Source organism: Leisingera sp. ABD4_442 (assembly GCF_056160905.1).
This window is the reverse complement of the sequence record NZ_JBSWYB010000035.1, coordinates 25,263-48,391: the sequence shown is the minus strand read 5'-3', so window position 1 is coordinate 48,391 and position 23,129 is coordinate 25,263. Positions and strand designations below refer to the sequence as shown.

25 protein-coding genes are annotated in these 23,129 nt (G+C 64.5%); 12 read left to right on the top strand and 13 right to left on the bottom strand.

The genetic code is table 11. The features are described 5' to 3' along the window. Positions 1-217: 217 nt before the first annotated feature. Positions 218-775, bottom strand: a complete 558-nt coding sequence (locus ACXAHG_RS19505; protein ID WP_475060007.1) for a YqgE/AlgH family protein — start codon at positions 773-775, stop codon at positions 218-220. Positions 776-964: 189 nt separating this feature from the next. Here ACXAHG_RS19505 and ACXAHG_RS19500 point away from each other — a divergent pair, with 189 nt between their 5' ends. After that, a complete protein-coding gene (locus ACXAHG_RS19500) occupies positions 965-1,780 on the top strand; it encodes a protein-disulfide reductase DsbD domain-containing protein (protein WP_475045233.1) in 816 nt (271 codons plus the stop codon). Beyond that, the gene (locus ACXAHG_RS19495) at positions 1,777-2,238 is read left to right on the top strand and encodes an NUDIX hydrolase (protein WP_475041459.1); all 462 of its coding nucleotides are present in this window, start codon (positions 1,777-1,779) and stop codon (positions 2,236-2,238) included. The genes ACXAHG_RS19500 and ACXAHG_RS19495 overlap by 4 nt, the downstream gene beginning before the upstream one ends. Here ACXAHG_RS19495 and ACXAHG_RS19490 read toward each other — a convergent pair. The 6 genes from ACXAHG_RS19490 to ACXAHG_RS19465 form a co-directional block, all read right to left on the bottom strand. After that, the gene (locus ACXAHG_RS19490; protein WP_475060004.1) at positions 2,208-5,603 is read right to left on the bottom strand and encodes an efflux RND transporter permease subunit; all 3,396 of its coding nucleotides are present in this window, start codon (positions 5,601-5,603) and stop codon (positions 2,208-2,210) included. The two genes, ACXAHG_RS19495 and ACXAHG_RS19490, sit on opposite strands and share 31 nt — an antisense overlap. Positions 5,604-5,608: 5 nt before the next feature. After that, positions 5,609-7,063 carry an efflux RND transporter periplasmic adaptor subunit gene (locus ACXAHG_RS19485; RefSeq protein ID WP_475041455.1) on the bottom strand — a complete coding sequence of 485 codons (1,455 nt, stop codon included), beginning with the start codon at positions 7,061-7,063 and terminating at the stop codon, positions 5,609-5,611. A 141-nt stretch (positions 7,064-7,204) separates the two neighbouring features. Next, positions 7,205-7,747 (bottom strand): molybdenum cofactor biosynthesis protein B, encoded by a 543-nt coding sequence (moaB, locus tag ACXAHG_RS19480; protein WP_475060002.1) that lies wholly within the window; start codon positions 7,745-7,747, stop codon positions 7,205-7,207. Further along, the gene (locus tag ACXAHG_RS19475; protein WP_475041451.1) at positions 7,748-8,368 is read right to left on the bottom strand and encodes a LysE family translocator; all 621 of its coding nucleotides are present in this window, start codon (positions 8,366-8,368) and stop codon (positions 7,748-7,750) included. After that, positions 8,365-8,964, bottom strand: a complete 600-nt coding sequence (locus tag ACXAHG_RS19470; RefSeq protein WP_475060000.1) for a metallophosphoesterase family protein — start codon at positions 8,962-8,964, stop codon at positions 8,365-8,367. Before ACXAHG_RS19470 ends, ACXAHG_RS19475 begins: the two co-directional genes overlap by 4 nt. Positions 8,965-8,972: 8 nt before the next feature. Continuing rightward, entirely contained in the window at positions 8,973-9,737 is a 765-nt protein-coding gene (locus ACXAHG_RS19465) for a uracil-DNA glycosylase (protein ID WP_475059997.1), read from the bottom strand. 154 nt (positions 9,738-9,891) lie between these two features. On the opposite strand from ACXAHG_RS19465, the gene ACXAHG_RS19460 reads away from it, so the two are divergent. Genes ACXAHG_RS19460 through ACXAHG_RS19435 form a run of 6 tightly spaced genes read left to right on the top strand, consistent with a single transcriptional unit; the run spans position 9,892 to position 13,969 of the window. Further along, entirely contained in the window at positions 9,892-10,854 is a 963-nt protein-coding gene (locus ACXAHG_RS19460; protein ID WP_475059995.1) for an aspartate carbamoyltransferase catalytic subunit, read from the top strand. A 5-nt stretch (positions 10,855-10,859) separates the two neighbouring features. Next, entirely contained in the window at positions 10,860-11,393 is a 534-nt protein-coding gene (locus tag ACXAHG_RS19455) for a hypothetical protein (protein ID WP_475059993.1), read from the top strand. After that, complete coding sequence (locus tag ACXAHG_RS19450; protein WP_475041443.1) at positions 11,393-11,776, top strand: hypothetical protein; 384 nt, start codon at positions 11,393-11,395, stop codon at positions 11,774-11,776. Before ACXAHG_RS19455 ends, ACXAHG_RS19450 begins: the two co-directional genes overlap by 1 nt. Further along, positions 11,773-13,083, top strand: coding sequence for a dihydroorotase (gene pyrC / locus ACXAHG_RS19445; protein ID WP_475041442.1), 1,311 nt, complete (start codon positions 11,773-11,775; stop codon positions 13,081-13,083). The genes ACXAHG_RS19450 and pyrC overlap by 4 nt, the downstream gene beginning before the upstream one ends. Next, positions 13,083-13,688, top strand: coding sequence for a glycerol-3-phosphate 1-O-acyltransferase PlsY (plsY, locus tag ACXAHG_RS19440; RefSeq protein ID WP_475059990.1), 606 nt, complete (start codon positions 13,083-13,085; stop codon positions 13,686-13,688). Before pyrC ends, plsY begins: the two co-directional genes overlap by 1 nt. Further along, complete coding sequence (locus ACXAHG_RS19435; protein ID WP_475059988.1) at positions 13,685-13,969, top strand: hypothetical protein; 285 nt, start codon at positions 13,685-13,687, stop codon at positions 13,967-13,969. The genes plsY and ACXAHG_RS19435 overlap by 4 nt, the downstream gene beginning before the upstream one ends. On the opposite strand, the gene lfb1 is transcribed toward ACXAHG_RS19435, so the two are convergent. Continuing rightward, on the bottom strand, positions 13,959-14,312 hold the full coding sequence (lfb1, locus tag ACXAHG_RS19430) for an LIC10280 family protein (RefSeq protein WP_475059986.1): 354 nt from the start codon (positions 14,310-14,312) through the stop codon (positions 13,959-13,961). The two genes, ACXAHG_RS19435 and lfb1, sit on opposite strands and share 11 nt — an antisense overlap. Before the next feature lie 241 nt (positions 14,313-14,553). Here lfb1 and ACXAHG_RS19425 point away from each other — a divergent pair, with 241 nt between their 5' ends. Continuing rightward, a complete protein-coding gene (locus tag ACXAHG_RS19425; protein WP_475041437.1) occupies positions 14,554-15,030 on the top strand; it encodes a YHS domain-containing (seleno)protein in 477 nt (158 codons plus the stop codon). Between the two features lie 118 nt (positions 15,031-15,148). Here ACXAHG_RS19425 and ACXAHG_RS19420 read toward each other — a convergent pair whose 3' ends face one another. The 5 genes from ACXAHG_RS19420 to ACXAHG_RS19400 all read right to left on the bottom strand — a co-directional run bounded on the left by ACXAHG_RS19420 (position 15,149) and on the right by ACXAHG_RS19400 (position 19,643). Beyond that, positions 15,149-15,850 carry a GGDEF domain-containing protein gene (locus tag ACXAHG_RS19420; RefSeq protein ID WP_475041435.1) on the bottom strand — a complete coding sequence of 234 codons (702 nt, stop codon included), beginning with the start codon at positions 15,848-15,850 and terminating at the stop codon, positions 15,149-15,151. A gap of 123 nt (positions 15,851-15,973) precedes the next feature. After that, entirely contained in the window at positions 15,974-17,344 is a 1,371-nt protein-coding gene (locus ACXAHG_RS19415) for a glutamate--cysteine ligase (RefSeq protein WP_475059983.1), read from the bottom strand. Between the two features lie 65 nt (positions 17,345-17,409). Further along, positions 17,410-17,937 carry a hypothetical protein gene (locus ACXAHG_RS19410; protein ID WP_475041433.1) on the bottom strand — a complete coding sequence of 176 codons (528 nt, stop codon included), beginning with the start codon at positions 17,935-17,937 and terminating at the stop codon, positions 17,410-17,412. Continuing rightward, complete coding sequence (locus ACXAHG_RS19405) at positions 17,934-18,917, bottom strand: hypothetical protein (protein WP_475059981.1); 984 nt, start codon at positions 18,915-18,917, stop codon at positions 17,934-17,936. The genes ACXAHG_RS19410 and ACXAHG_RS19405 overlap by 4 nt, the downstream gene beginning before the upstream one ends. Next, complete coding sequence (locus tag ACXAHG_RS19400; RefSeq protein WP_475059979.1) at positions 18,918-19,643, bottom strand: 16S rRNA (uracil(1498)-N(3))-methyltransferase; 726 nt, start codon at positions 19,641-19,643, stop codon at positions 18,918-18,920. Between the two features lie 12 nt (positions 19,644-19,655). Here ACXAHG_RS19400 and ubiA point away from each other — a divergent pair, with 12 nt between their 5' ends. The 3 genes from ubiA to ACXAHG_RS19385 are packed head-to-tail and all read left to right on the top strand — an operon-like array spanning position 19,656 to position 22,879. Beyond that, entirely contained in the window at positions 19,656-20,618 is a 963-nt protein-coding gene (gene ubiA, locus ACXAHG_RS19395) for a 4-hydroxybenzoate octaprenyltransferase (protein ID WP_475059977.1), read from the top strand. 60 nt (positions 20,619-20,678) lie between these two features. Continuing rightward, entirely contained in the window at positions 20,679-22,568 is a 1,890-nt protein-coding gene (locus ACXAHG_RS19390; protein WP_475059975.1) for an OmpA family protein, read from the top strand. After that, positions 22,565-22,879 (top strand): hypothetical protein, encoded by a 315-nt coding sequence (locus ACXAHG_RS19385; RefSeq protein WP_039131391.1) that lies wholly within the window; start codon positions 22,565-22,567, stop codon positions 22,877-22,879. The genes ACXAHG_RS19390 and ACXAHG_RS19385 overlap by 4 nt, the downstream gene beginning before the upstream one ends. The last annotated feature ends 250 nt before the right edge of the window (positions 22,880-23,129 follow it).

Here is a 23,129-nt window from a genome sequence, read left to right as displayed (position 1 = left end):
AGATGTGGAGAAGAGACAGGCCCGGGAAACATCACCGGCGGCGGCATCTGCAGATGCGGCCCTCTGTTGCTTCTTTCTGGTATGAAATACTCCCGCCGGAGGCCCGCCGCGCATCTGCGCGGCGCCACGCCCAACCTTTTTCCGGTCATCTCGGATGACTGGCACAAAGGGCGGGAGAACACGCCCTTTGCCAAACGATGCCCCCCTCAGGACCTCCTCAGGCGTGGCCGGCACTGGCGGACAGCGTCAGTGGGTCAACGCCCAATGTTTTCAGCGACGCTTCCCACTTGCTGTCATCCGCCAGCCCAAAGACCAGTTCCGGGCTGGCATCGGCGGTCAGCCAGCCGTTCATGGTGATCTCCGATTCCAGCTGCCCCGGACCCCAACCGGCATAGCCCAGAAGCACCAGCAGCTGCTCCGGCCCCTGCCCCTGGGCAATGTCCTCCAGAATATCCAGCGTGGCCGTCATGGAGAACCCGCCCGGCACCTTCAGCGAGCTCACATCCGATTCGTAGTCCGGAGAATGCAGCACAAAGCCGCGCTGCGTTTCGACCGGACCGCCGAAGCGCACCGGCAGGGCCGCCGCGGCGCTGCCGTCGCCGCCCATATCCAGCTGCTCCAGCAGATCGCCCAGCGCCACCCCGTCGGCCGGCTTGTTGACGATCAGCCCCATCGCACCCTCTTCGCCGTGAGAACACAGGAAAACCACCGAGTGCTCGAACCTTGGGTCGCCGATTCCGGGCATTGCAATCAAGAGCTTGCCAGTCAGATCCATGAAGTACCGTCTTTCTGCTGCCTCCCCCCACCATGACGCCCCCCCGCCCTGCACGCAAGGGGCGCAAGGGCGCAGTCCGGTGAAGCCTCCGGTAAAATTGCCGTAAAGCTGCAGCATCCGGGCGGCCACCGAAAAGAATGACCGGAACGTGACTTGGCAAACCGCCTGGCACGGCGCATCTATCAGGGTATGACACAGATGCTGACCAGACCTGCTGCAGCCTTCGCTGCTGTGATCGCCGCCGCCGTCCCGGCCTACTCCGGCGCTGTTGAAGGCGAGATTGTGAAGATCGACGTGCTGGACGGCGGCATGACCGAAAGCGGCACCTATATCGGGGCGCTGAAGATCACGCTGCAGCCCGGGTGGAAGACCTATTGGCGTGCGCCCGGCGATGCGGGCATCCCGCCCAGCTTTTCCTGGCGCGGAGCGCGAAACGTCGGCGCCTTGTCGATCACCTGGCCGTCGCCAGAGGTTTTCCTGACCTCTGGCTACCGCACCATAGGCTATCATGACCAGCTGGTGCTGCCTGTGGAGGTCACGCCCGAGCAGCCCGGCAAACCTGTGCGCCTGAAGGGGCGGATGCAGCTGGGGGTGTGCAAGGATGTCTGCGTGCCGGCCGAGCTGAAATTCGACCATGAGCTGGACAGCAGCGCAGGCCGCAATCCGGCAATTGCCGCCGCGTTGGCGAGCCGCCCCTGGTCGGCCGCAGAAGCCGGCGTGCGCAAGGCGGCGTGCAGCCTGCGGCCGTCGGAGTACGGGATGACGGTCACCGCGCGGATCTCGATGCCCTCTGCCGGCGGCGAGGAGGTTGCGGTGATCGAACCAGGCAACCCCAAGCTTTATGCCGGTGAAACCACCACCCGGCGCGAGGGCGGGCAGCTGGTGGCAGAGACGGAGTTTCTGCCCGCTGACAGCAGCGCCTATGCTATTGACCGTTCGCGGCTGCGGATCACAGTGCTGGGGGAAAACCGCGCGGTTGATATTCAGGGCTGCAGCGCCGGATGAGCGCAGCTGACGGCCCTGCCCGCCCGGTTCTAGGCACCATTGCCGTGGTCTGCCGCCATTCTGGCGGGCAGGATCATGTGATCCTGGTGCAGCGCGGCAAGGCGCCCAACGCTGGCTGGTGGGGTTTTCCCGGCGGCCATGTGGAGCTGGGCGAGACCGCCCTGCAGGCTGCTGCGCGCGAGTTGCAGGAGGAGACCGGCGTCCTGGCGGAACCGCTGGAATATCTGACCAATGTGGATGTCATTTCGCACGATGCGGCTGGCACAGTGCAGCGCCAGTATCTGCTGACTGTTGTCCTGTGCAGGTATCTGAGCGGTGAGCCCCAGCCGGATGATGATGCCGAACAGGCGGAGTGGGTGCCCGTCACTGAGATCGAGGCCCGCGGGCTGCAGCTGCTGGACCAGGTCGGCGAGGTGGCGCGGCTGGCTCAGGCCCGCTGGCGGGCGCTGAACAGGTAAGCGATCCCGCCCGCTGCATAGGCCAGCAACGCCAGGGTAAAAGCACCTGCGAGGAAAGCCAGCAGCCCCGCCCGCACCGGCTCCATTGACGCCAGCGCGGAAACCTCCCGCAACAGGGGATGAAGCGCACCGGATGCGATGGCCCAGCCCAGCGTCAGCACCAGCCAGCCCAGTTGCGCTAGCGCAGTACCCAGAACCAGCCAGCGCAACCGCCCGGCCCCCTGCCGCAGCGCGCGGCGCAGCGAGGTGAGCGGCCGCGACAGGTCGCGCTGCATTGCCACCAGCGCAGGCACCACCAGCAGCACCAGGAACATGCCAAAGCCCAGCCCATAGACCAGGGTGATCACCGTCGGCTTCAGAAATTGCGCCTGCTGCGAACGCTCAAACAGCAAGGGCGCCAGTCCCAGCACTGTGGTCATAGTGGTCAGCATCACCGGTCGCAGCCGGTCTGCCGCCGCATCGATGATCGAGGGGATCAGGCCGCGGTCCCGGGCGTATTGGTCGATGGTGGTGACCAGCACGATGGAATCATTGATGATAATCCCGGTCATTCCCAGCAGGCCCACCACTGTGAACATCGACAGCGGCACCTCCCATACATAGTGGCCCCAGATGGTGCCGACGAGGCCAAAGGGAATGATCGCCATTACCACCAGCGGCCGGGTCCAGCTGGCAAAGATCCAGGCCAGTACAAGGTAGATACCGGTGAGGCAGAGGATCAGCCCCGTACCCGCTTCCTGCAGGAAGGTCTGCTCCTGCTCCGCCAGACCCGAGAGGCGCCATTCCACCTGCCGCTCGCTGGCAATCTTCGGCAGGATCTCGTTCTGCAAAGCCTTGGTAACCGCTTCTGCACGGGCCGGATCATCCTCGGAAATGTCTCCGGTCACGCTGATCACCCGGATGCCGTTCTCCCGACGCACGGTGGAAAAACCAGTGCGCTGAGTAACGGAGACGATATCGGCCAGCGGCACGTAGATGCCACTGGGCGCCCGCATCAGGGTGCGTTCCAGGAAATCGGCGGTCAGCTCGCCCTCGGGCAGTTCCACCCGGATCGCAGCACTGCGCGGGCCATCCGGATAGGTCGCGGCTTCAATCCCGTTCAACCGCGCGCGGAGCGCCTCGCCCAGGCTGCCGATGGTGAAGTTCAGCGCCTGCCCCTGCGGGGTGAGATCGAGGATCACCTCCTCCTTGTCATAGGCGAGATTGTCCTCGACCGCCGAGACCTCGGGGAAGCGCAGAAGCGCAGTTTTCAGATCCTCAGAGGCCTCTTTCAGAACCTGCACGCTGGGGCCTGAGATTTGCACGTCCAGCGCGTCGCCGCCCGGCCCCGACCGCCAGCTGCGGAAGGAGACCGTCTCAACCATCGGGTGGCGCACCACACGCTCCTGCAATTCCGCAACAAAGGCAAAACTGGAGTAAGGGCGCAGGTCGGCGTCGATCAGCTCAATTGAGATCCCCCCGAGGAGATCCTTGTCCTTGGCCTCCACCCCGCTCAGGCCGCGGCCGGCATTTCCGCCCACCTCTGCCATCACAAAGTCCAGAGGATTGCGGCCATAGCGTTCCGCGTATTCGGCCCCCAGTTCTTCGGCAGCCCGCTGCATCCCGCGCATCATGGCGAGGGTATCGCTGCGGGTGGCGCCTTCCGTCATGGCGAAATTGCCGGTGACAGAGCCGCGTTCCGGCGCGTTAAAAAAGCGCCATTGCACATCGCCGCGGATGAACAGCGCGGCCTGGCTGGCCAGGATTGCCAGCGCCGCGGCCAGCACCGCGTAGCGAGCGGTGACAATCACGCCCATAAGCGGGCGGAAGGCATGATCCCGCAGCCAGCGGAAGCCACGGTTAACCATCCGGTTCGGCCAGTCGTACCAATGGTGCGCCTGGGCATGGGTCAGGGCATGGGCCAGATGGTTAGGCAGGATCAGGAAACATTCAACCAGCGAGGCCGCCAGCACCGCGATCACCGTAAAGGGAATATCGCGGATCAGCTCGCCGAACCGGCCGCCCACGAGGGTCAGCCCGAAGAAGGCGATGATGGTGGTGAGAGTTGCTGCAAAGACCGGCATTGCCATGCGCCGTGCGGCGTTTTCCGCTGCCTGCATCGGGCTTTCGCCCAGCCGGCGAACCCGGAAATCCGCATGTTCGCCCACCACGATGGCGTCATCCACCACGATACCAAGGGTGATGATCAAACCGAACAGGCTGACCATGTTGATGGTGATCCCCGCGGCATACATCAGCGCCACGGCGGCAAACATCGAAGCAGGAATACCTGCGGCCACCCAGAAGGCGATGCGGGTGTTGAGGAAGAGGAACAACAGGCACAGCACCAGCCCAAGCCCCATCAGCCCATTGTCGACCAGGATATCCAGACGGTCGGTGATCCGCTCTGCCCGGGTGCGGATCAGTTGCGCCGTCACCCCCTGCGGCAGGCTGGCCTGCATCTCTGCCACCACCTCCCGCACCTGATTCTGCAGGCGGATGGCGTTGCCTTGATCCGACCGGTCCACCCGGATCGACATCGCCGGGTTATCCTCCACGAAGTAAGAGCGGTTGCGGTCCACGCCCTCGACCCGGATCTGCGCCACATCGCCGATGGTCAGTACCGACCCGTCCGGATTGGTGCGCAGAACGATGGCCTCCAGCTCGCTGGGCTTGCGCTTTTCGCTGCCCGTGCGCACCCGCGCATTTGCACCGCTTACGTCGCCCGCGGGATCAGCGTCCACTTCTGCCGCGATGGCCTCGGCAATTTCGCGCATGGTGATGTCATGGGTGATCAGCTTGGCGGTCGGCACCTCGACGATGGTCTGCGGCGCGGCCACGCCGCGGATCGTGGTGCGGGTGACCCCGGCCTCGAACAGCCGCACCACCAGTTCATCCGCAAAAAGACCCAGCTGCCCCGGGCCGACCGGCCCGGTGATCACAACATCCGTCACCCGGTCGCGCCAGGCGCCGCGGCGCACCTTGGGCTCCTCCGCCTCCTCCGGCAGGGTGGTGACGCCGTCCACGGCGGCCTGCACATCGTCGGCGGCCTGCCCCATGTCCGTGCCAGGCTCGAATTCCAGCGTCAGCGTTGCCAGCCCCTCGCGGGAGATGGAGGAGGTTTCCTCCACCCCGTCAACAGCCAGCAGCGCGGGCTCCAGCACCTGAACAATAGCGCTGTCCACGTCCTCCGGCCCGGCGCCTTCCCATTCGACCCGGACCGTCACCCGTTCCACAATCACATCCGGAAAGAACTGCGCCCGCATATTGGGCATCGCCACCGCCCCCAGCACCAGCATGATCAGCAACAGCAGATTGGCCGCTGTGCGGTGGCGGGTGAAATAGCTGAACAGCCCGCGGGCCGGCCGGGGGAGCTTGCGGGCCATGGGCCTTAGCCTCCCATCCGGGATTCGATCCGGGAGACCAGCTGCGCGGGCACTTTCGCCTCAGCCAGCTGCTGCAGCATCCTGGCCTTCATCTCGGAGGGCATCCTGCTGTTGCCTTCAACCAGCGCAACCAGCCGGGCGCGGCGCTCGTCCGTCAGCTCGATCAGCTCCGGCAGCGCCTGCACCTCTGCGCCTTGGCGCAGGGGGCGCACCTTGATGCCCGGCCCCAGCAAAGGCGTCCGCCCGGAGACAACCTCGCGGCCTTCCAGTCCGGAGCCGCGGATCAGCACGTCATCGCCCTGGCGGCGCACAAGCTCCACCGCCAGCGCCTCCAGCCGGTCCTCAGCGTCCAGCACCAGCACCGTGCCGTCCGCGCCCAGCGCCGAGGCCGGAACCCGCGCAACAGCCCGGACCTCTGGCTCTGTCACATGCACGGTGACGAAATCACCGGGCTTGAATCCCGGCGCGGCCTCCAGACTCGCATAGATCAGCCGTCCAGTCTGCCCGTCCCCAGCAGCACCGCTGGCGCGGGAAATCCGGCCCTTCGCGCCAAGACCCGCACCCGCTGCATCCAATGTGACCCGCACAGCCGACCGCAAAAGCTGCCCGCCGCCGTCCAGCAGCCGGGCATATTGTGCGGTGGAGACCCGGAACGCCACTTCCAGCAGGTCAGGGTCCACCAGCTCCGCCAGTTTCTCATTGGCAGAGACCAGCCGTCCCTGCACCAGGCTGACAGACTGAAGCGTGCCGCTGAAGCCTGCGCGGATGGTGGTATCCTCCAGCTCCCGCCGGGCTTCATCCAGCGCGATCTTCGCCCGGGCCACCCGGGTCGCGGCCTGATCGGCGCGGGCTTCTGCCTGGCTGACGGCCTGGCGGCGCGAGATCACCGCCTGGCGGGCCTGCACTGCAGCCAATTCGGCAGTTTCCACAGTGGCAGCGGTGCCGACACCGCGCTCCTGCAAGTCCACCTGCCGCTGGAAGGCACGCGTGCGCAGCTGCGCCTGGTCCTGCGTGGCCTGAAGTTCGTCTTGCGCAAGAATGAGCGCCCGGCCCGCGTCACGTTCTTCGGCGCGGGCATCCATCATGTCCGCCTCGGCCCGGTCCAGCGCCGCCTGGGCATCCGCCGGGTCGACTTGCACAAGCACCTCGCCCGCCCGGACCGCGCCGCCTTCCTCGAAATCTTCAGACAGCTGCACCACCCGGCCGCCTGCGGCAGTGCGCAACTCCAGTGTGCGGCGGCTTTCGACCCGGCCAAAGGCCGTCAGCTCCGGTGCTACCGTCTGTAGGTCCGCGGTCACCACGTTGACCGCAAACACCCGTTCACGCGACGGCGGGGCCTTGCGCTCCGCGTTCAGCTGCGCCTCGATGGCGCCAAAGACCAGCTGGCCCGCATAAAGCAGCAAGGCCGCCGTCAGCGAGGCCAGGAAAAGCCCCATCAAACTCTGACGCAAAAAGCGCATGTCTCTCCCTTCCGGTGGCGGCTGCTGCCAGAACCGCGTGCGGACCGCCAAATCGCGAAGGCCGCGGCGGCGCAACAATCCCGCCCGCCTGGAAATATACGATTTTCCGAACGGGTTTTCGAGGTTACACGCCGCAGACGGTTACTTCCGCCGCAGATGTTCCTCCAATCTGGGCATGATTTCCACGAAATTGCAGGGCCGGTGGCGGTAATCAAGCTGTTTTGACAGGATTTCATCCCAGCCGTCCTTGCAGGCGCCGGGGCTGCCGGGCAGCGCAAACAGATAGGTGCCGCCTGCCACCCCGCCGGTGGCCCGCGACTGCACCGCACTAGTGCCGATCTTCTGCATTGAAACCCAGGTAAACACCGTGCCGAAGGCCTCAATCTCTTTCTCGTAAACGTCCCGGTGCGCCTCGACCGTCACATCGCGCCCCGTCAGCCCGGTGCCGCCGGTGGAGATCACCACATCCACCTTGGGATCGGCGATCCAGACCCGCAGTTGCGCAGCGATCTCTGCCCGTTCATCAGGGATTATCTTGCGGTCAGCCAGGGTATGGCCCGCCTCCCGCAGCCGGTCGACCAGAACCTGGCCGGAGCGATCGTCCTCCATCTTGCGGCTGTCCGAAACCGTCAGCACCGCGATGCGGACCGGGATGAATTCCATGCTTTCGTCGATACGGGACATCTACGCCCTCTCCATGATTGCCAGCCGCAGGGCCAGCCCGGTAAAGATTCCAGCTGAAACCCGGCCCAGCCAGCGCGCGAACACCGGCGAGCCAGTCAGCCGCTGCCCGGCCTGGCCCGCAAAGACGCCGATCAGACCGTTGATGAAAAAGCCGCCCAACGCAAGGATCAGCCCGAATATCAGGAACTGGATCAGCACCGGCCCGGCTTCCGGCTTTACGAACTGCGGCACAAAGGCGAGCACAAAGAGGATCACCTTGGGGTTGGTCAGGTTGACCAGAAGGCCGCTGCGGAAGGCGTTTGCACCGCGCCGTTCGGGCAGCTCATCCGCCGCCAGCCCGCCGCGCAGGGCGCCCCAGGCGAGGTAGAGCAGATAGGCAACGCCAATCCAGCGGATCACGTCGAACAGCGCAGGTACCGCTGAGACAATGGCGCCCAGGCCCAGACCTGCCAGCGCCACATGCACCATGCTGCCCGCCGAGATCCCGGCGCTGGCCGCGACTGCTGCTGTGCGCCCCGAGCGCAGTCCCTGGCCCAGGCAGAACATCATGTCCGCACCCGGCGTCAGGTTCAGCGCCAGCGCCGCCGGAATGAAAGCCAGCAATGTCACCGTGTCGATCATGGTGTCACCTCAAACCAGTTCACCGCGGGGCCGAGATTGGCCACTTGGGTTTGCCCTAAATGGCCGCGGAAGCCCCAGCAATCATGCACATGGCCGCACAGCAGCAGTTGCGGCTGCACCCTCTCTGCTGCCGCCCGCACCGCAGCCGACCCCACAGACAGCCCGCCGGAGGTCACATCCCCGAAACCCTTGGGCGGTGAATGGGAGATCAGCACATCCGCATGATCACATGCCGCGAGCATCGCCGCCGCCTGCACTTCGCTCAGGTCGCAGGACCAGCCGCCAAAGGGCGTTTCCGGCACACCGTAGCCCAGACCGAACAGGCGCAGGCCTTCAAAATCCAGGCCCTCGCCATGCAGCACCGTGGTATCCACAAACCCTGCCGCGCGCAGCTCATCGGCGCCTTCGCCGTTGCCCGGCACCGCCACCATTGGTGCCTGCAACCCCGCAAGCATGGCAACGGCGCTGTCCAGCCCCATCCGCATATTGCAGAAGTCACCGGCCCCGATCACCAGATCCGCGCCCGCGCTGGCCGCTACGATGTCCGCGGCGTGGGACGCTGAAAGATGCAGATCGGAGAATGCCAGGATTTTCATAGGCTGCCTCAGGTCAAGCTCCCGAGCCGCGCCTTCAGCTCCAGAAGGTCACCCCAGGCCAGCCGCTTTTGCGCGGGCTGGCGCAGTAAAAAAGCCGGGTGGAACATCGGAATGACCGGCTTGCCCCAGGCCTGATCCCACTGCCCGCGCAGCCTGGTGATGCCGCGCTTGCCCAGAACCGCCTGGCAGCTGATATTGCCCATCAGCACCAGGATGTCCGGTTCCGCCAAGGCCACATGCCGCTCCAGGAAGGGCGTCAGCATGGCAATTTCGGCAGGCAGCGGGTCGCGGTTCTGCGGCGGCCGCCAAGGCAGCACATTGGTGATATAGACGTTTTCCGCGCGGCTGAGGCCGATCGCCTCCAGCATCTTGTCCAAAAGCTGCCCGGCGCGGCCCACAAACGGTTTGCCCTGCAGATCCTCGTCGCGGCCCGGTGCTTCACCGATGATCATCACCCGCGCGCCCGGCTGCCCGTCCGAGAACACCAGATTGCGGGCGCCGCGTTTCAGGTCGCAGTGGCTGAAACCCTCCATCGCATCGCGCAAGGATGGCAGCGAACCCGCGCCTTTGGCAGCCTTTTTGGCAACGTCAACGGGATCCACTTCCTTGGGTTTGGGCGGCGGCGCAGGTGCCGCGCCCGGTTTCGGCTTGGGGGCCGCCTGCTTCAGCGCATAGCGGTCGACTGGCGCGTCGCACAGCGCTTCGGTGGCGCCCAGCTCAACCTGCCACTCCAACAGCGCCTTGGCGCTCCAGTAATCCAATGCCGATTCCATGCGCCCAAGCTACCCCGCCTGCCAGACAAGCGGAACACCTCCCCTTTCATCTTGCTGCAAATACTCAAATTCCCCGGCCTGCGGCGCAGCCGGCCGTTGCCCGCCCTGCGCACCCCGCCTATAAGAACCCCCAAATCAAGCGGAGCCGCCCCATATGTCCTTCGAACACCGCCACCTGCTTGGCATCGAACCGCTGAAGCCGCATGAGATCACCGCGATCCTCGATCTGGCCGACGAGTATGTGGCGCTGAACCGCCGTCCCGAGAAGCACTCCGACGTGCTGGCGGGCCTCACCCAGATCAACATGTTCTTTGAGAACTCCACCCGAACCCAGGCCTCGTTTGAGCTCGCAGGCAAGCGGCTGGGCGCCGATGTGATGAACATGGCGATGCAGGCCTCCTCGATCAAAAAGGGGGAGACCCTGATCGACACCGCGATGACGCTGAACGCGATGCACCCGGACCTCTTGGTGGTGCGCCACCCCCATTCCGGCGCTGTGGACCTCTTGGCGCAAAAGGTGAACTGTGCAGTGCTGAATGCGGGTGACGGCAAGCATGAACACCCGACCCAGGCGCTGCTGGATGCGCTAACCATCCGCCGCTCAAAGGGCCGTCTGCACCGGCTGAACATCGCGATTTGCGGCGACATCGCCCATTCCCGCGTGGCACGCTCCAACCTGATCCTTTTGGGCAAGATGGAAAACCGCATCCGCCTGATCGGCCCGCCGACCCTGGTGCCCGGCCAGTTCGCCGAATTCGGCGCCGAGATCTATGACGACATGCGCGAAGGCCTGAAGGACGTGGACGTCGTCATGATGCTGCGCCTCCAGAAAGAACGGATGGACGGCGGCTTCATCCCGTCGGAGCGCGAATATTACCACCGTTACGGGCTTGACGCCGACAAGCTGGCGCAGGCCAAGCCCGACGCGATTGTCATGCACCCCGGCCCCATGAACCGCGGGGTCGAGATCGACGGGACGCTTGCCGACGACATCAACCGCTCGGTCATTCAGGAGCAGGTCGAGATGGGTGTCGCGGTGCGCATGGCGGCGATGGACCTTTTGGCCCGCAACCTGCGCGCCGAACGCCAAGCCCCCAATCAAAGCCGGGCAGGCTGAGCCGCTTGCAGGGTGTCATCCATATCCCGGCGGGCGAGCGCGGCGTGATCCGGCTGTTTGCCCTCGACATGCGGCCCGAGCAGGCGGCGTTCCTGAAAGAGCCCGGCGCGCTGGCGCAGGTTTTGGGCATTGAAGCGCTGGACATGGATCAGGTGGAGATCTTTCCGGTCTCAGACCTGGAAGACATCGGCCTGACCGGCTACTTGACCGAGGGCTGCGGAGTGCCGCGGGCTCAGGTCGAAGACGACCGCGAGATGCTGCAGGCGATGGAAGGCCACGTCCTGCTGATCCGCTCCCGCGCCTTCGGCGGCAAGGAGGCCCGGCTGACCCCCGCAGAGCAGATCGTGCTCAAGGGCACCTATGGCGAGCGGCAGACCAATTGGAGCGCCGCGCCTGCCGCCGCCGAAAGCGCCAAACCCCACTCCGCACCCAAGCTCTCTCCACGCGAGGCCCGCAGCCAGGCCCGCCGCATTGGGGCTGCGCTGTTCGCCATTGTCATGACGCTGATTGCGCTGGCTGTCTGGGGGCTGGTGCTCTGATGGCAGAAACGGAATTCAAGCCTGACCGCGGCGCCTATGTACGGGCTCATGCCTGGATGGCCGCGATTGGCATGGGCGGCGCGATGGCCGTGCTGTGGTTTCTTGACAGCCCCCACGTCTGGACCGGTGCCGTGGGCGGGCTCGCTGCCATCGCCTTGCGCGGCTGGTACATGGCCAGCGAGGAGCTGGCGGTGGTCTGGACCCTGACCCGGGAAAGCCTTTCAGGCCCGGCCGGACGTTCGGTTCCGGTCACGCAAATTGAAGCTGTCAAAACCATGGGCAGCTATGTGCAGGTCATCACCAAAAGCGGCGACAAGCATCTGATCAAATACCAGGCCGACCCGGCCGCGACCCTCAACGCAATTGAAAGAGCCAAGGCATGACCACTCTGTTCACCAATGCCCGCCTGATCGACCCCGAGGCAGGCACAGACACGCCCGGTGCGGTTCTGGTCCGCAACGGGCGGATTGCGGCGGTTGAGAAAGGCGCAGCCGGTCCTGAGCAGCTGCTGGCCGCGCACAGCATCCGGCCGGAGGACGCCACCGTTCAGGACTGCGGCGGCAAATGCCTGGCGCCGGGAATTGTCGACATCGGCGTCAAGGTCTGCGAGCCCGGCGAGCGGCACAAGGAAAGCTATAAATCCGCAGGCCTTGCGGCAGCGGCCGGCGGGGTCACCACCATTGTCACCCGCCCCGACACCGCGCCTGCGATCGACAGCCCGGAGACGCTGGAATTCGTCACCCGTCGCGCCCAGGCCGACACGCCGGTAAACGTGCTGCCGATGGCGGCGCTGACCAAGGGCCGCGAGGGCCGGGAGATGACCGAGATCGGCTTCCTGATGGATGCCGGTGCGGTGGCCTTTTCCGACTGCGACCACGTGGTTGCCAACACCAAGGTGTTCCAGCGCGCGCTGACCTATGCGCGCTCCTGCGATGCCTTGGTTATCGCCCACCCGCAGGAGCCGGTGCTGAGCAAGGGCGCGGCAGCCACCAGCGGCAAGTTCGCTGCACTCTATGGCTTGCCCGCAGTTTCACCGATGGCAGAACGGATGGGGCTGGACCGCGATATTGCCCTGCTGGAAATGACGGGTGCCAAATACCATGCCGACCAGATCACCACAGCGCGCGCCCTGCCCGCGCTGGAGCGCGCCAAGGCCAACGGGATCGACATCACCGCGGGCACCTCGATCCACCACCTGACGCTGAATGAGCTGGACGTCGCGGGCTACCGCAGCTTCTTCAAGGTGAAGCCGCCGTTGCGCTCGGAAGACGACCGGCTGGCGGTGGTTGAGGCAGTGCGGACCGGGCTGATCGACATTATCAGTTCGATGCACACGCCGCAGGACGAGGAAAGCAAGCGGCTGCCGTTTGAGGAAGCCGCCGCCGGCGCGGTGGCGCTGGAAACGCTGCTGCCCGCCGCGCTGCGCCTTTACCACGCTGAACTCTTGGACCTGCCAACCCTGTTCCGCGCCATGTCGCTGAACCCGGCGAAACGCCTGGGACTGGAAAGCGGCCGCCTGGCCGCGGGTGCACCTGCCGACCTGGTCCTGTTCGACGCAGACGTGCCTTTTGTACTGGACCGTTTCAAGCTGCGTTCGAAATCGCAGAACACCCCCTATGACGGCCAGCGAATGCAGGGCCGGGTCGAGGCCACTTATGTGGCAGGCGAGCCTGTCTACCGGAGGGACTGATGCCAGTAATTGAAAGCTCTGCCGCGGTGCTGATCCTGTGGGCGGTGATCGGGTATGGCATGGGGTCTGTGCCCTTTGGCATGGTGGTCACCAAGGCCTTTGGGCTGGGCAATCTGCGCGAGATCGGCTCCGGCAATATCGGCACCACCAACGTTCTGCGCACCGGCAGCAAGGCCGCCGCGGCACTGACGCTCTTCCTGGATGGCGGCAAGGGCGCGGCGGCAGTGCTGCTGGCTCGCTTCCTGGCCGGCGAGGATGCAGCGCAGGCGGCCGGCCTCATGTCCTTCCTCGGCCATTGCTTCCCGGTCTGGCTGGGCTTCAAGGGCGGCAAGGGCGTCGCCACCTTCCTGGGCCTGATGCTGGCGCTGGCATGGCCGGTGGGCATTGCCTGCTGCCTGACCTGGCTGGCGGCCGCCGCCGTGACCCGCATCTCGTCAATGGGGGCGCTGGTTTCAGCCGCCTCAGGCACGGTCTGGGCCTTTGTGCTGGGCTATCAGCCAGTGGCCTTGCTGGCGGTACTGCTGGCGGTGGTGGTGTTCATCCGCCACTCGGCCAATATTGCCCGCCTGCGCGCAGGCACCGAGCCGCGGATCGGCCAGAAGTGAGCCTTGGAACAGGCAAAGGCGGGCTGAACGCGTTTCTGGCCGCCTTTGATGCGCTGCCGCCGGGCGGTTTCACCGGCATTGCGGACGGGCGCAAATATACCGTCACCCGCGAGAACCTGGCAGGCGGAAAGGCCCAGAAACTGGTGGCCCGCGAGCTGGGCGGCACCGATTACATCAGCCTCAACCTCTACCGGCTGGTATCCGGCGCACTGCTGAAGCCCTGCGAAATGCCCGAGGAGAAAGTGGTCCGCTTCGTGCTGGCGCTGGAGGTTACGGGATAAGCCGCTCCAACGCGCGGCCATTGGCCCAGGTGCCATGCAGCTCACCGCTGGGCATCCGCACATAAACCACCGGATGCGTTTGCCCCCAATCGACCCAGATCACATCGCCATTGCGCGAGCCGGTGCCGGAGTAGCCCTGCCCGGCAATGCTCCATTGTATCTGCACGCTGCCGCCGTTGTCCTGGATCTGCACGGTGCCGGTATAGCTGCTGCCATCCGGGTTGCGGCCTTCGGCCCGGTAGACGCCGCTGACGCTTTGCGCAAAGGCCGGGAGCGCGGCAGCGGTGAATACTGCTGTAACCGCAGCCAGAAAACCGCGGCGGGCGGAAAGTGAACCTGTCATCCTCAACTCCATATTGCCTGCTTCCATAGTGGCTGGAGAAAACCTGCCTGTCACCCGTTCTGCGCAGGAATGCACAGGCTCTTGCAGGCTGACGCACATTCAAATTGAGTTGTTTTGAACGTGATCGCCTGCCTCTCCACATGGGTTCCGTGACCCGCAGCATACCGCGGCACACATGGTGAAACGCCGGCCGGGCAAACATTTTTCATCCACCCTGGCCGGGATTTGAAAGGACGGGACCATGAACAAAGTAAAAGCACTGATCAGCGGTGTGGCTCTGTCGGTTGCGATGGCAACCTCGGCACTGGCGGCAGGCGTTGAGATCAACGCATCCTCCACCGGCCTGGCAATGCAGGGCTATGACCCGGTCGCATATTTCACAGACGGTGCCCCCACCAAGGGCAGCTATAAAATCACTTCTGTTTTCAATGACGCAACCTACCGCTTTGCTTCCGAAGAGCACAAAGCGGCATTTGAGAAGAATCCCGAAGCCTACCTGCCGGCCTACGGCGGCTACTGCGCCTTTGGCACCGCAATGGGCTTCAAGTTCGACGGTGACCCGAACCACTGGAAAATCGTTGACAACACCCTGTATCTGAACCTGTCGCAGGACATTCAGGAACGCTGGGAAGGCGACATTCCGGGCTTTGTGCAGAACGCCAACGCCAACTGGAGCGATATCGCCGACAAAACCCCGGCAGAGCTGCAGGCGCAATAAGCGCTGACGCTGCCACTCACATGCAAACGGCCGGCGGCGGGACATCCTGCCGCCGGCTTCTTTTATGCCCGGTATCCTGCCGGCAGGATCCAGTACAGACCGCGGCGGGCCACCGGATTCACCCCAAAACCTGCACCCTGTTGCGGCCTTTGCTTTTGGCTGCAAACAGCGCCTCATCCGCGTCCCTCAGCACTTCCTCGACCGGGCGGCTGCCGTCGTAATACCCCAATCCGATCGAAATCGTGCACATCAGCCTTTTCCCCAGCGGCAAGGGGCTGGCGCCGATCTCGCGGCGCAGATCCTCAGCCAGCTGGTAGGCATCGGACAGCTGGATGCCCGGCAGGCAGGCAACAAATTCCTCGCCGCCGAAACGCGCCGCAATCCCATCCGGGCGCACGCTGTCTTTCAGTGCCCGTGCCACGAAGCGGATCACCTCATCGCCGGTCTGGTGCCCATGGGCGTCATTGATGGATTTGAAACCGTCGATATCCGCCAGCAGGAAACTGCCGCAAAAGCCGTCATCCAAGCTGCCGACAAGGCGGAAGAAATGATCCCGGCTGTAGAGCGACGTCATCTGGTCATGCGCCGCCAGATGCAGGAGCTTTTGATTGAGCGTATGGATTTCCAGAAGCTTGCACGCTGCCCAGTACGAGGAAAGAGGCGCAATCAGCAATGGAGCCAGGGTCGAAGGCACCAGGGCGGCGCGGGTCAGACCCTCCGGCGCCGTGAGCGCTGTCACGAGCCAGGACACCGCCAATGCAACCACTGTAACCGATGCAACAAAATACCATTTCTGGCTTTGACTTTTAATCGCCAGCATAAAATCCCCGAGAACTTCCCCGAAGAGGACTGTGACGCGATACTTTAGATAATTACAATGTATCTAAAGTATAGGCGCATCTAAACTATTGGCGGCCCGCCTGGGCCGCCCGAGCCACTGAGCTTAGTATGCAAATTCGCTGTAGATACGGCTGAGATCCCCGCCCCAGTTACCTTCGTAGCGCGCCAGCAGCTCATCGGCAGGCACGCGGCCGCTGTCGAGACTGTCTTTCAGCGCATTGAGGAAATGGGTTTCATCCGGCACCAGACCGCCCGCCCCGGGTTTGCGCCGCGCCTTCAGGCCGCTTTCCGAGATTGCGACCACTTCGCGGGCCAGTTCGTGCATGTCAATGCCATTCACCTTGGCCTGCAGCCCCTGCTCAGAGGCTGCAACGCGCAGGGCATCGCGGGTCTCTGCGTCCCAGCCCTTGACCAGGTCCCAGGCGGCATCCAGCGCGCTTTGATCGTAGGTCAGACCAACCCAGAAAGCGGGCAACGCGCAGAGGCGGCGCCAGGGGCCGCCGTCGGCGCCGCGCATCTCGATGAATTTCTTGATGCGGGCCTCGGGGAAGATGGTGGTCAGGTGATCGGCCCAGTCTGACAATGTCGGGGTCTCGCCCGGCAGCGCCGGCAGCTCGCCCTTCAGGAAGTCGCGGAAGGACATGCCCAGCGCGTTGATGTATTCGCCGTTGCGGTAGACAAAATACATCGGCACGTCGAGCGCATATTGCACCCAGGCCTCAAAGCCAAAGCCCTCCTCAAACACAAATGGCAGCATGCCGGTGCGGTCGGCGTCCAGATCGCGCCAGACGCGGGCGCGCCAGGATTTGTGACCGTTGGGCTGGCCATCCAGGAAAGGGGAGTTGGCAAACAGCGCGGTTGCAACCGGCTGCAGCGCCAGCGCCACACGCAGTTTCTGCACCATGTCGGCTTCGGACGAAAAGTCGAGGTTCACCTGCACGGTACAGGTGCGGCGCATCATGGTGGTGCCCATGGTGCCGACTTCCTGCATGTAGCCGTCCATCAGCTTGTAGCGGCCCTTGGGCATCAGCGGCATATCTTCGTGATGCCACACAGGGGCTGCGCCCAGGCCAATGAATCCGACGCCGATCTTGTCGGCGATGTCCTTGACGTCGCGCAGGTGGGCGTTCACCTCGTCGCAGGTCTCGTGGATGGTTTCCAGCGGTGCGCCCGAAAGCTCCAGTTGGCCGCCCGGCTCCAGGCTGATGTTGGCGCCATCCTTGGTAAGGCCAATGAGGTTTTCGCCTTCAGTCAAGGGCGCCCAGCCGTGGCCGTCGCGCAGGCCCTCGAGAACCGCCAGGATGGAGCGTTCGCCCGCATAAGGCAGCGGCTTCAGCGTGTCCTTGCAAAAACCGAACTTCTCGTGCTCGGTGCCAATGCGCCAGTCTTCCTTGGGCTTGCAGCCGTCGGCAAGATACTGGGCAAGCTGCTCGTGGTGTTCGATCGGCCCGCCGCCGGACTGGGGAATGGACATGCCTGGCACTCCGTCCTGTTAGATCTGTCTTGAACGGTCAGTGGTGAGCGGAATCGCCGCCAGTGTCAATGCAGGCGCTGATGTTCTGGACGGCTGGCTGCGCGCTCCCAGATCACGACCTGGTGAGGGCCGCGGCGGCGCAGCTCCGCCAGCATCCGCTCTGTCTTGAGGCCCGGAAGGGCGGCAAAGACGTCAAACAGCGCCTCATAACCTTCGGCATTCACCGGGATTGCCAGCGGTGGCTGGCCGGGCTGCTCCAGCAGCCAGTGCGGCGGTTTGGAGGTATGGTCCAGCGCCAGCCGTTCCAGTTCCGAGGCCGCTACGGCACCGCCGGTGAGCGGCCCGAAATAGGCAATCTGCCCCTCATCCACCCGTACCACGCCAGGGCCGCCGCTGCCGCGCCGGAACCGCATCCGCTGGACCCCGATGACCGCAGCCACAAGGCCGGTCGCAACCAAAGCCCAGCCGGTGATCGCCATAAAACCGGCTGAGGAAAACGCCCATTTCAGCCCCAGCAGGAACATCAAGACCGCGGCCAGGACCTCGCGCCATTGCCACAGGGTTTCGCGGGCTTCGGGACGGATGAAACTCATGCTTTGATCCTCCTGCCCTGCCTGAGATCATCGAGATAAGCCTGAATACGGCGGCATTTTAACATCCTGCGCCGCATGTGCCTGGTTTTTTTAGAGTGCATTCTAAGAAGCGTAAGGCCAATGCAGAAAACCAGAAACGTCTCGAATTCTTCTTCGGGAATGCTGCTGTGGGCCAGAAACAGCCGCATCTCCCGCCGGTCCAGCCCGTAAAGCAGCGGACGTTTTTTTCTCTTGCTGCTAAAGTCCTTGGAAACCAGAAAAATAGCCGCCTGGCGGGAACCGAAGAAGGTGCCGCTGCGATGGATGTCAATTGCCGCCACGCCCCCGTCCGGACGCAGGATCAGATTGCGCGGGGCAAAATCGGGGTGCCCGGGTGCCCGCACCGCAGGCTGATCTTCGATACGTCCCAGAAAATTCAGCAGCTCCCGTCCCAGCTCTTTCAGCAGCGCGGCGTCAGGGTGCCGGGTGCAAGCGGCCAGAATGGCGGAGATTTCTTTGTAATACGCATTTGCGGGCAAGGCAGCGCGGACAACTTGGCCCTGGCTTGCCCAGTCTTGCCAAGCGCAGCATTTCCGTAGAATCTGCTGCCGGTTTGCCCCGGACTTCTTTATCAGCTTGTTGACCGGCGTGCCGGCTTCCCAGCTCAACATGACCAGGCCGAGGCGGCCGGAACTGGATATACATCTGTTTACAGAAAACTCCGGATGCGCCCCAAGTCTGTCAAACCGTCCAAGCGCACGCACCGTCCCGCCGACAAAGCTGCGCCGGCTGTCCTGGTCCCAGAATTTCTTGATGACTACTGGTTCGTTGCCGCGATGGCCGCGGAACACCGAAGCCTCTTCGGCGATCTTCAGTACACTCTCCAGCCTGATCCCGCTGCCCGGCCATCTCAGCCGTGCCTGGAGCTGCACCTGAGCCATCTGACGGACGGAATCTTCCGGCCGCGCAAGACGCAGCAGCTGCTGATCCAGACGGCCCAATTACCAGTCTCCCAAAGACTGCTGCCAAAGCGTCATTGCAGCCACGGCGGCAGTGTCCGCACGCAGGATACGGGGACCAAGGCTGACCACATGCGACTGCGGCAACGCATGCAGGCGTTTTCGTTCGGCCTCGGAAAAGCCGCCCTCGGGGCCAATCAGGATCGCCCAGGGTGCGCCCGTCTGTGTCTCTGCAGCCAGTTGCAGCGCATTGCCCACCTCGGCCTCGTCGCAGAACATCAGCTGCCGCTCGGCCGGCCATTGGTCCAAGAGACGGGAAAGCTTCTGCAGATCCGCCACCTCCGGCACATAGGTGCCGCCGCACTGCTCTGCCGCCTCAACCGCATGGGCTTGCAGCCGGTCCTGGCGGATCCGCTCTGAGTTGGTAAACTCGGTCTGCACCGGCAGGATGCGTGCAGCGCCCATCTCAGCCGCCTTTTCGACGATGAAATCGGTGCGCGCCTTCTTGATCGGAGCAAACATCAGCCACAGGTCCGGCGGCAGCTGTAAGGGCTTGGTCTGCTCCCGGCACGCCAGTGTGCCGCCGCGTTTCCCCGCCTCGGCAACCTCTGCCAGCCACTCACCGTCCCGGCCGTTGAACAGCGCCACCGGGGCGCCAACCGCCTGCCGCATCACTCCGAACAGGTAATGCGCCTGATCACGATCCAAGGGAACCGATTGCCCTGCCCCCAATGGGTGCTCTACATACAGTCTGATTTTTGCACTCATGGGGTCCTACATATGCAAGGCGAGACACCAGCACCAGAGGGTCAGGTCGCGGATGCGGTCAAGGGAAACTGGGTCGACACATATGCCCCGGAATGGACGCGCCCCTATCTGCGGCTCAGCCGCGCTGACCGGCCAATTGGCACCTGGCTGCTGCTGATCCCCTGCTGGTGGGGGCTGGCGCTGGCGATCCTGGCGGATCAAAGCCCGCGCTGGGGCGACCTGTGGATCGCCATTGGCTGCGCCGCAGGCGCCTGGCTGATGCGCGGGGCGGGCTGCACCTGGAACGACATCACCGACCGCAAGTTCGACGGCCAGGTCGAGCGCACCCGCTCGCGCCCCATTCCATCGGGCCAAGTGACGGTGAAGGGCGCGCTGGCCTGGATGGGGCTGCAATGCCTTTTGGGCCTGATAATCCTGCTGACCTTCAACCAGGCGGCCATTGCTATGGGCATCCTGTCGCTGTTGCCGGTGGCGGTCTACCCCTTTGCCAAACGCTTTACCTGGTGGCCTCAGGTGTTTCTGGGTCTCGCCTTCAACTGGGGCGCCATGCTGGCCTGGGCGGCACATACAGGTTCCATGGGCTGGCCGCCGGTTCTGCTGTATCTGGCGGGCATCGCCTGGACGTTGTTTTATGACACCATCTATGCCCATCAGGACACCGAAGACGACGCGCTGATCGGAGTGAAATCCACCGCCAGGCTGTTCGGCAGCGAAACCCCGATGTGGCTGCGCCGCTTTATTGTGGGTTTTGTCAGCCTGATGGCGATGGCCGTGATCGGTGCGATGCTGGACAAGGCCTCGGTGCTGGCGCTGGTGCTGGCACTGGCAGCCCCCTGGGCGATGGGCTGGCACATGACCTGGCAACTGCGCGCCTTTGACGCGGAAAACACCCAAAGGCTGCTGCAATTGTTCCGGCTCAACCGTGACACCGGCCTGATTCCGCTGATCTTCTTTGTGCTGGCCATGTTCGTGTGATTGAACCGCCGCGCCGCGCAGGGTAAGAGCCATTAACGCAAACTGGGAATGTTCTGCCATATGCGCCTGTCTAAGCTGTTGATCCCGGGCCTGGCCTTTGCCGCCGCTGCCGGGCTGAGCCTCATCGCCGCCGGTTTTGCCGTCACTGCCGTGGAGCAAACCACCGAACGCGGCGTGCGTCAGGCGCTGGACGATGGCGGGTTTTCCTGGGCAGAAGTCACGGCGGACGGGCTGCAAGTGCTGCTGGAAGGCACTGCGCCGGATGAAGCCACCCGGTTTTCGGTCAAATCTCTGGTTGGCACGGTTGTTGATGCAGCGCGGATCCTGGACGGCATGGATGTGCCGCCGGCCGACGGGCTGGCGCCGCCGCGGTTTTCGGCTGAGATCCTGCGCAATGACGGCGGCATCTCCATCATCGGCCTGATCCCCGCAGGCTCCGGCCGCAGGGCGCTGGTCGCAGAACTGGAGAACCTGGCCGGGGCTGAGAATACTGCCGACCTGCTGGAAACCGCCAAATATACCGTGCCAGCAGGCTGGCAGGATGCGATGCAATTTGCCGTTGAAGCCCTGAAATTTCTGCCGCGCGCCAAGATTTCGGTTGCCGCCGGAGAGGTCTCCATTACCGCGATCTCCGACAGCGTCGAGGCCAAGGCACAGCTGGAAGAACAACTAGGCCGCACCGCGCCGCCAGGCTTGCGGCTGGCGCTGGATATCGCTGCGCCGCGGCCTGTGATCACCCCGTTTACCCTGCGCTTTTTGATCGGACCGGACGGCGCGGAATTCGACGCCTGCTCCGCAGAGAGCGAGGCGAGCCGCGACCGGATCCTTGCGGCGGCACGCAAGGCCGGTCTGCAGGAGGAGGCAGAATGCACCATTGGCATGGGGGTGCCCTCGCCGAACTGGGCCCGGGCGGCTGAACTGAGCATCGCGGGCCTCGCTGAGCTGGGTGCAGGCTCTGTCACAATTGCCAACGCCGACATTACACTGGCCGCAGCCGAAGGCACCGAGGAAGCCCGCTTTGACCATGTGGTGGGTGAACTGGAAAGCGCCCTGCCCCGGGTTTTTGCGCTGCACGCCGTGCTGCCAGTGCCGGAAACGCAGGAAACCGGCGGTATCCCGGAATTCACCGCCACGCTCAGCCCCGAGGGCCATGTGCAGCTGCGCGGGCGGCTGAGTGACGCTGCCCTGCGTACAGTGGCCGACAGCTATGCCAAGGCGCGCTTTGGAACCGGCAATGTGCACACCGCCACCCGTGTTGTGCCGGATCTGCCCGCTGACTGGCCGGTGCGCGTGCTGGCCTCGCTGGAGGCCCTTTCCTACCTGCAGCGCGGTGCGGTAACGATGACACCGGACACGCTGGAGCTGCGCGGGATGAGCTACAGCAAGGAGACGCCCTCCGAGATCGCCCGCTTCCTGTCTGCCAAGCTGGGCGAGGCAGAAACCTACGGCCTCGACATTACCTACGAAGAGCCGCCCGCCCCCAAGGATCAGCCGATTCCGCCGGAACTTTGCGAGGCGCAGCTGGCCGGCGCCCAAGCCGAGGCCAAGATCGCCTTTGAGCCCGGCTCCGCCACCATTGCCGCGGAAAGTGCGGGCACCATGGACCGGATCGCAGAGGTGCTGGGCAACTGCGGCCCGGTACGGCTGGAGATCCAGGGCCACACCGACAGCCAAGGCCGCGAGGTGATGAACCAGAACCTGAGCCAGGCCCGGGCGCAATCGGTGCTGAATGAGCTGCGCGCGCGCCGGGTGGTGACCTCGACCTTCGCGGCCAAGGGCTATGGAGAGAGCGAACCGATTGCCGATAACGGCACCGAAGAAGGCCGCGAGGCCAACCGCCGCATCGAGTTCAAACTGGTACGCCCGGCGGAACAGGCGGACGCAGGCGGCGAGGACATTGGCGGCGACGCCGCAAGCGCAGAAGACGCACAGGAGACCACAGAGGAATGAACAGAACAGAGTTCATCATCACCACCGCGATCATCCTGTTTGCGGCCTTTGCCATGGGCTGGTTCGCCAATTGGCTGGTGCATCGCTTCACCCGGGTGCGGCAAAGCGACGTGGCTGATCTCGACCGGATGAGCCAGGAATTGCATGAGGCGGAGGAAACCCGCGATCAGGCGATCACCTATCTGCAGCAGCGCGAGGCGGAGCTGACCAATCAGCTGACTCAGACTGAAGCAGAGCTGCGGGCGGCAATGGAGGGCCTGCGCGAAGCCCGCCGCGAGGCCGAAGAGCTGCGCAGCCAGATCCCGCATTAAGCAGCCAGCGGCTGCGGGGCACTCCCGCGCCTGCAGATTGCGCTGGCTGTGCCAGCACCATCTGAACAGCCTTGGGCCGCGCGCCGCACTAAGGCGCGGCGCGGGCCGTTTCAAAACTCCGGCGGGTCAAGGAGGCCGCAGGCCCTGCGAAGCAGCTTGTCCTTGACGCGCTAGCCTTCAACAAACTTAGTCCTGCCCTGGACCGGCAAACCTGCCCGTCCAGGGCTTCTCAGCGAAGGAACCCGCCGCG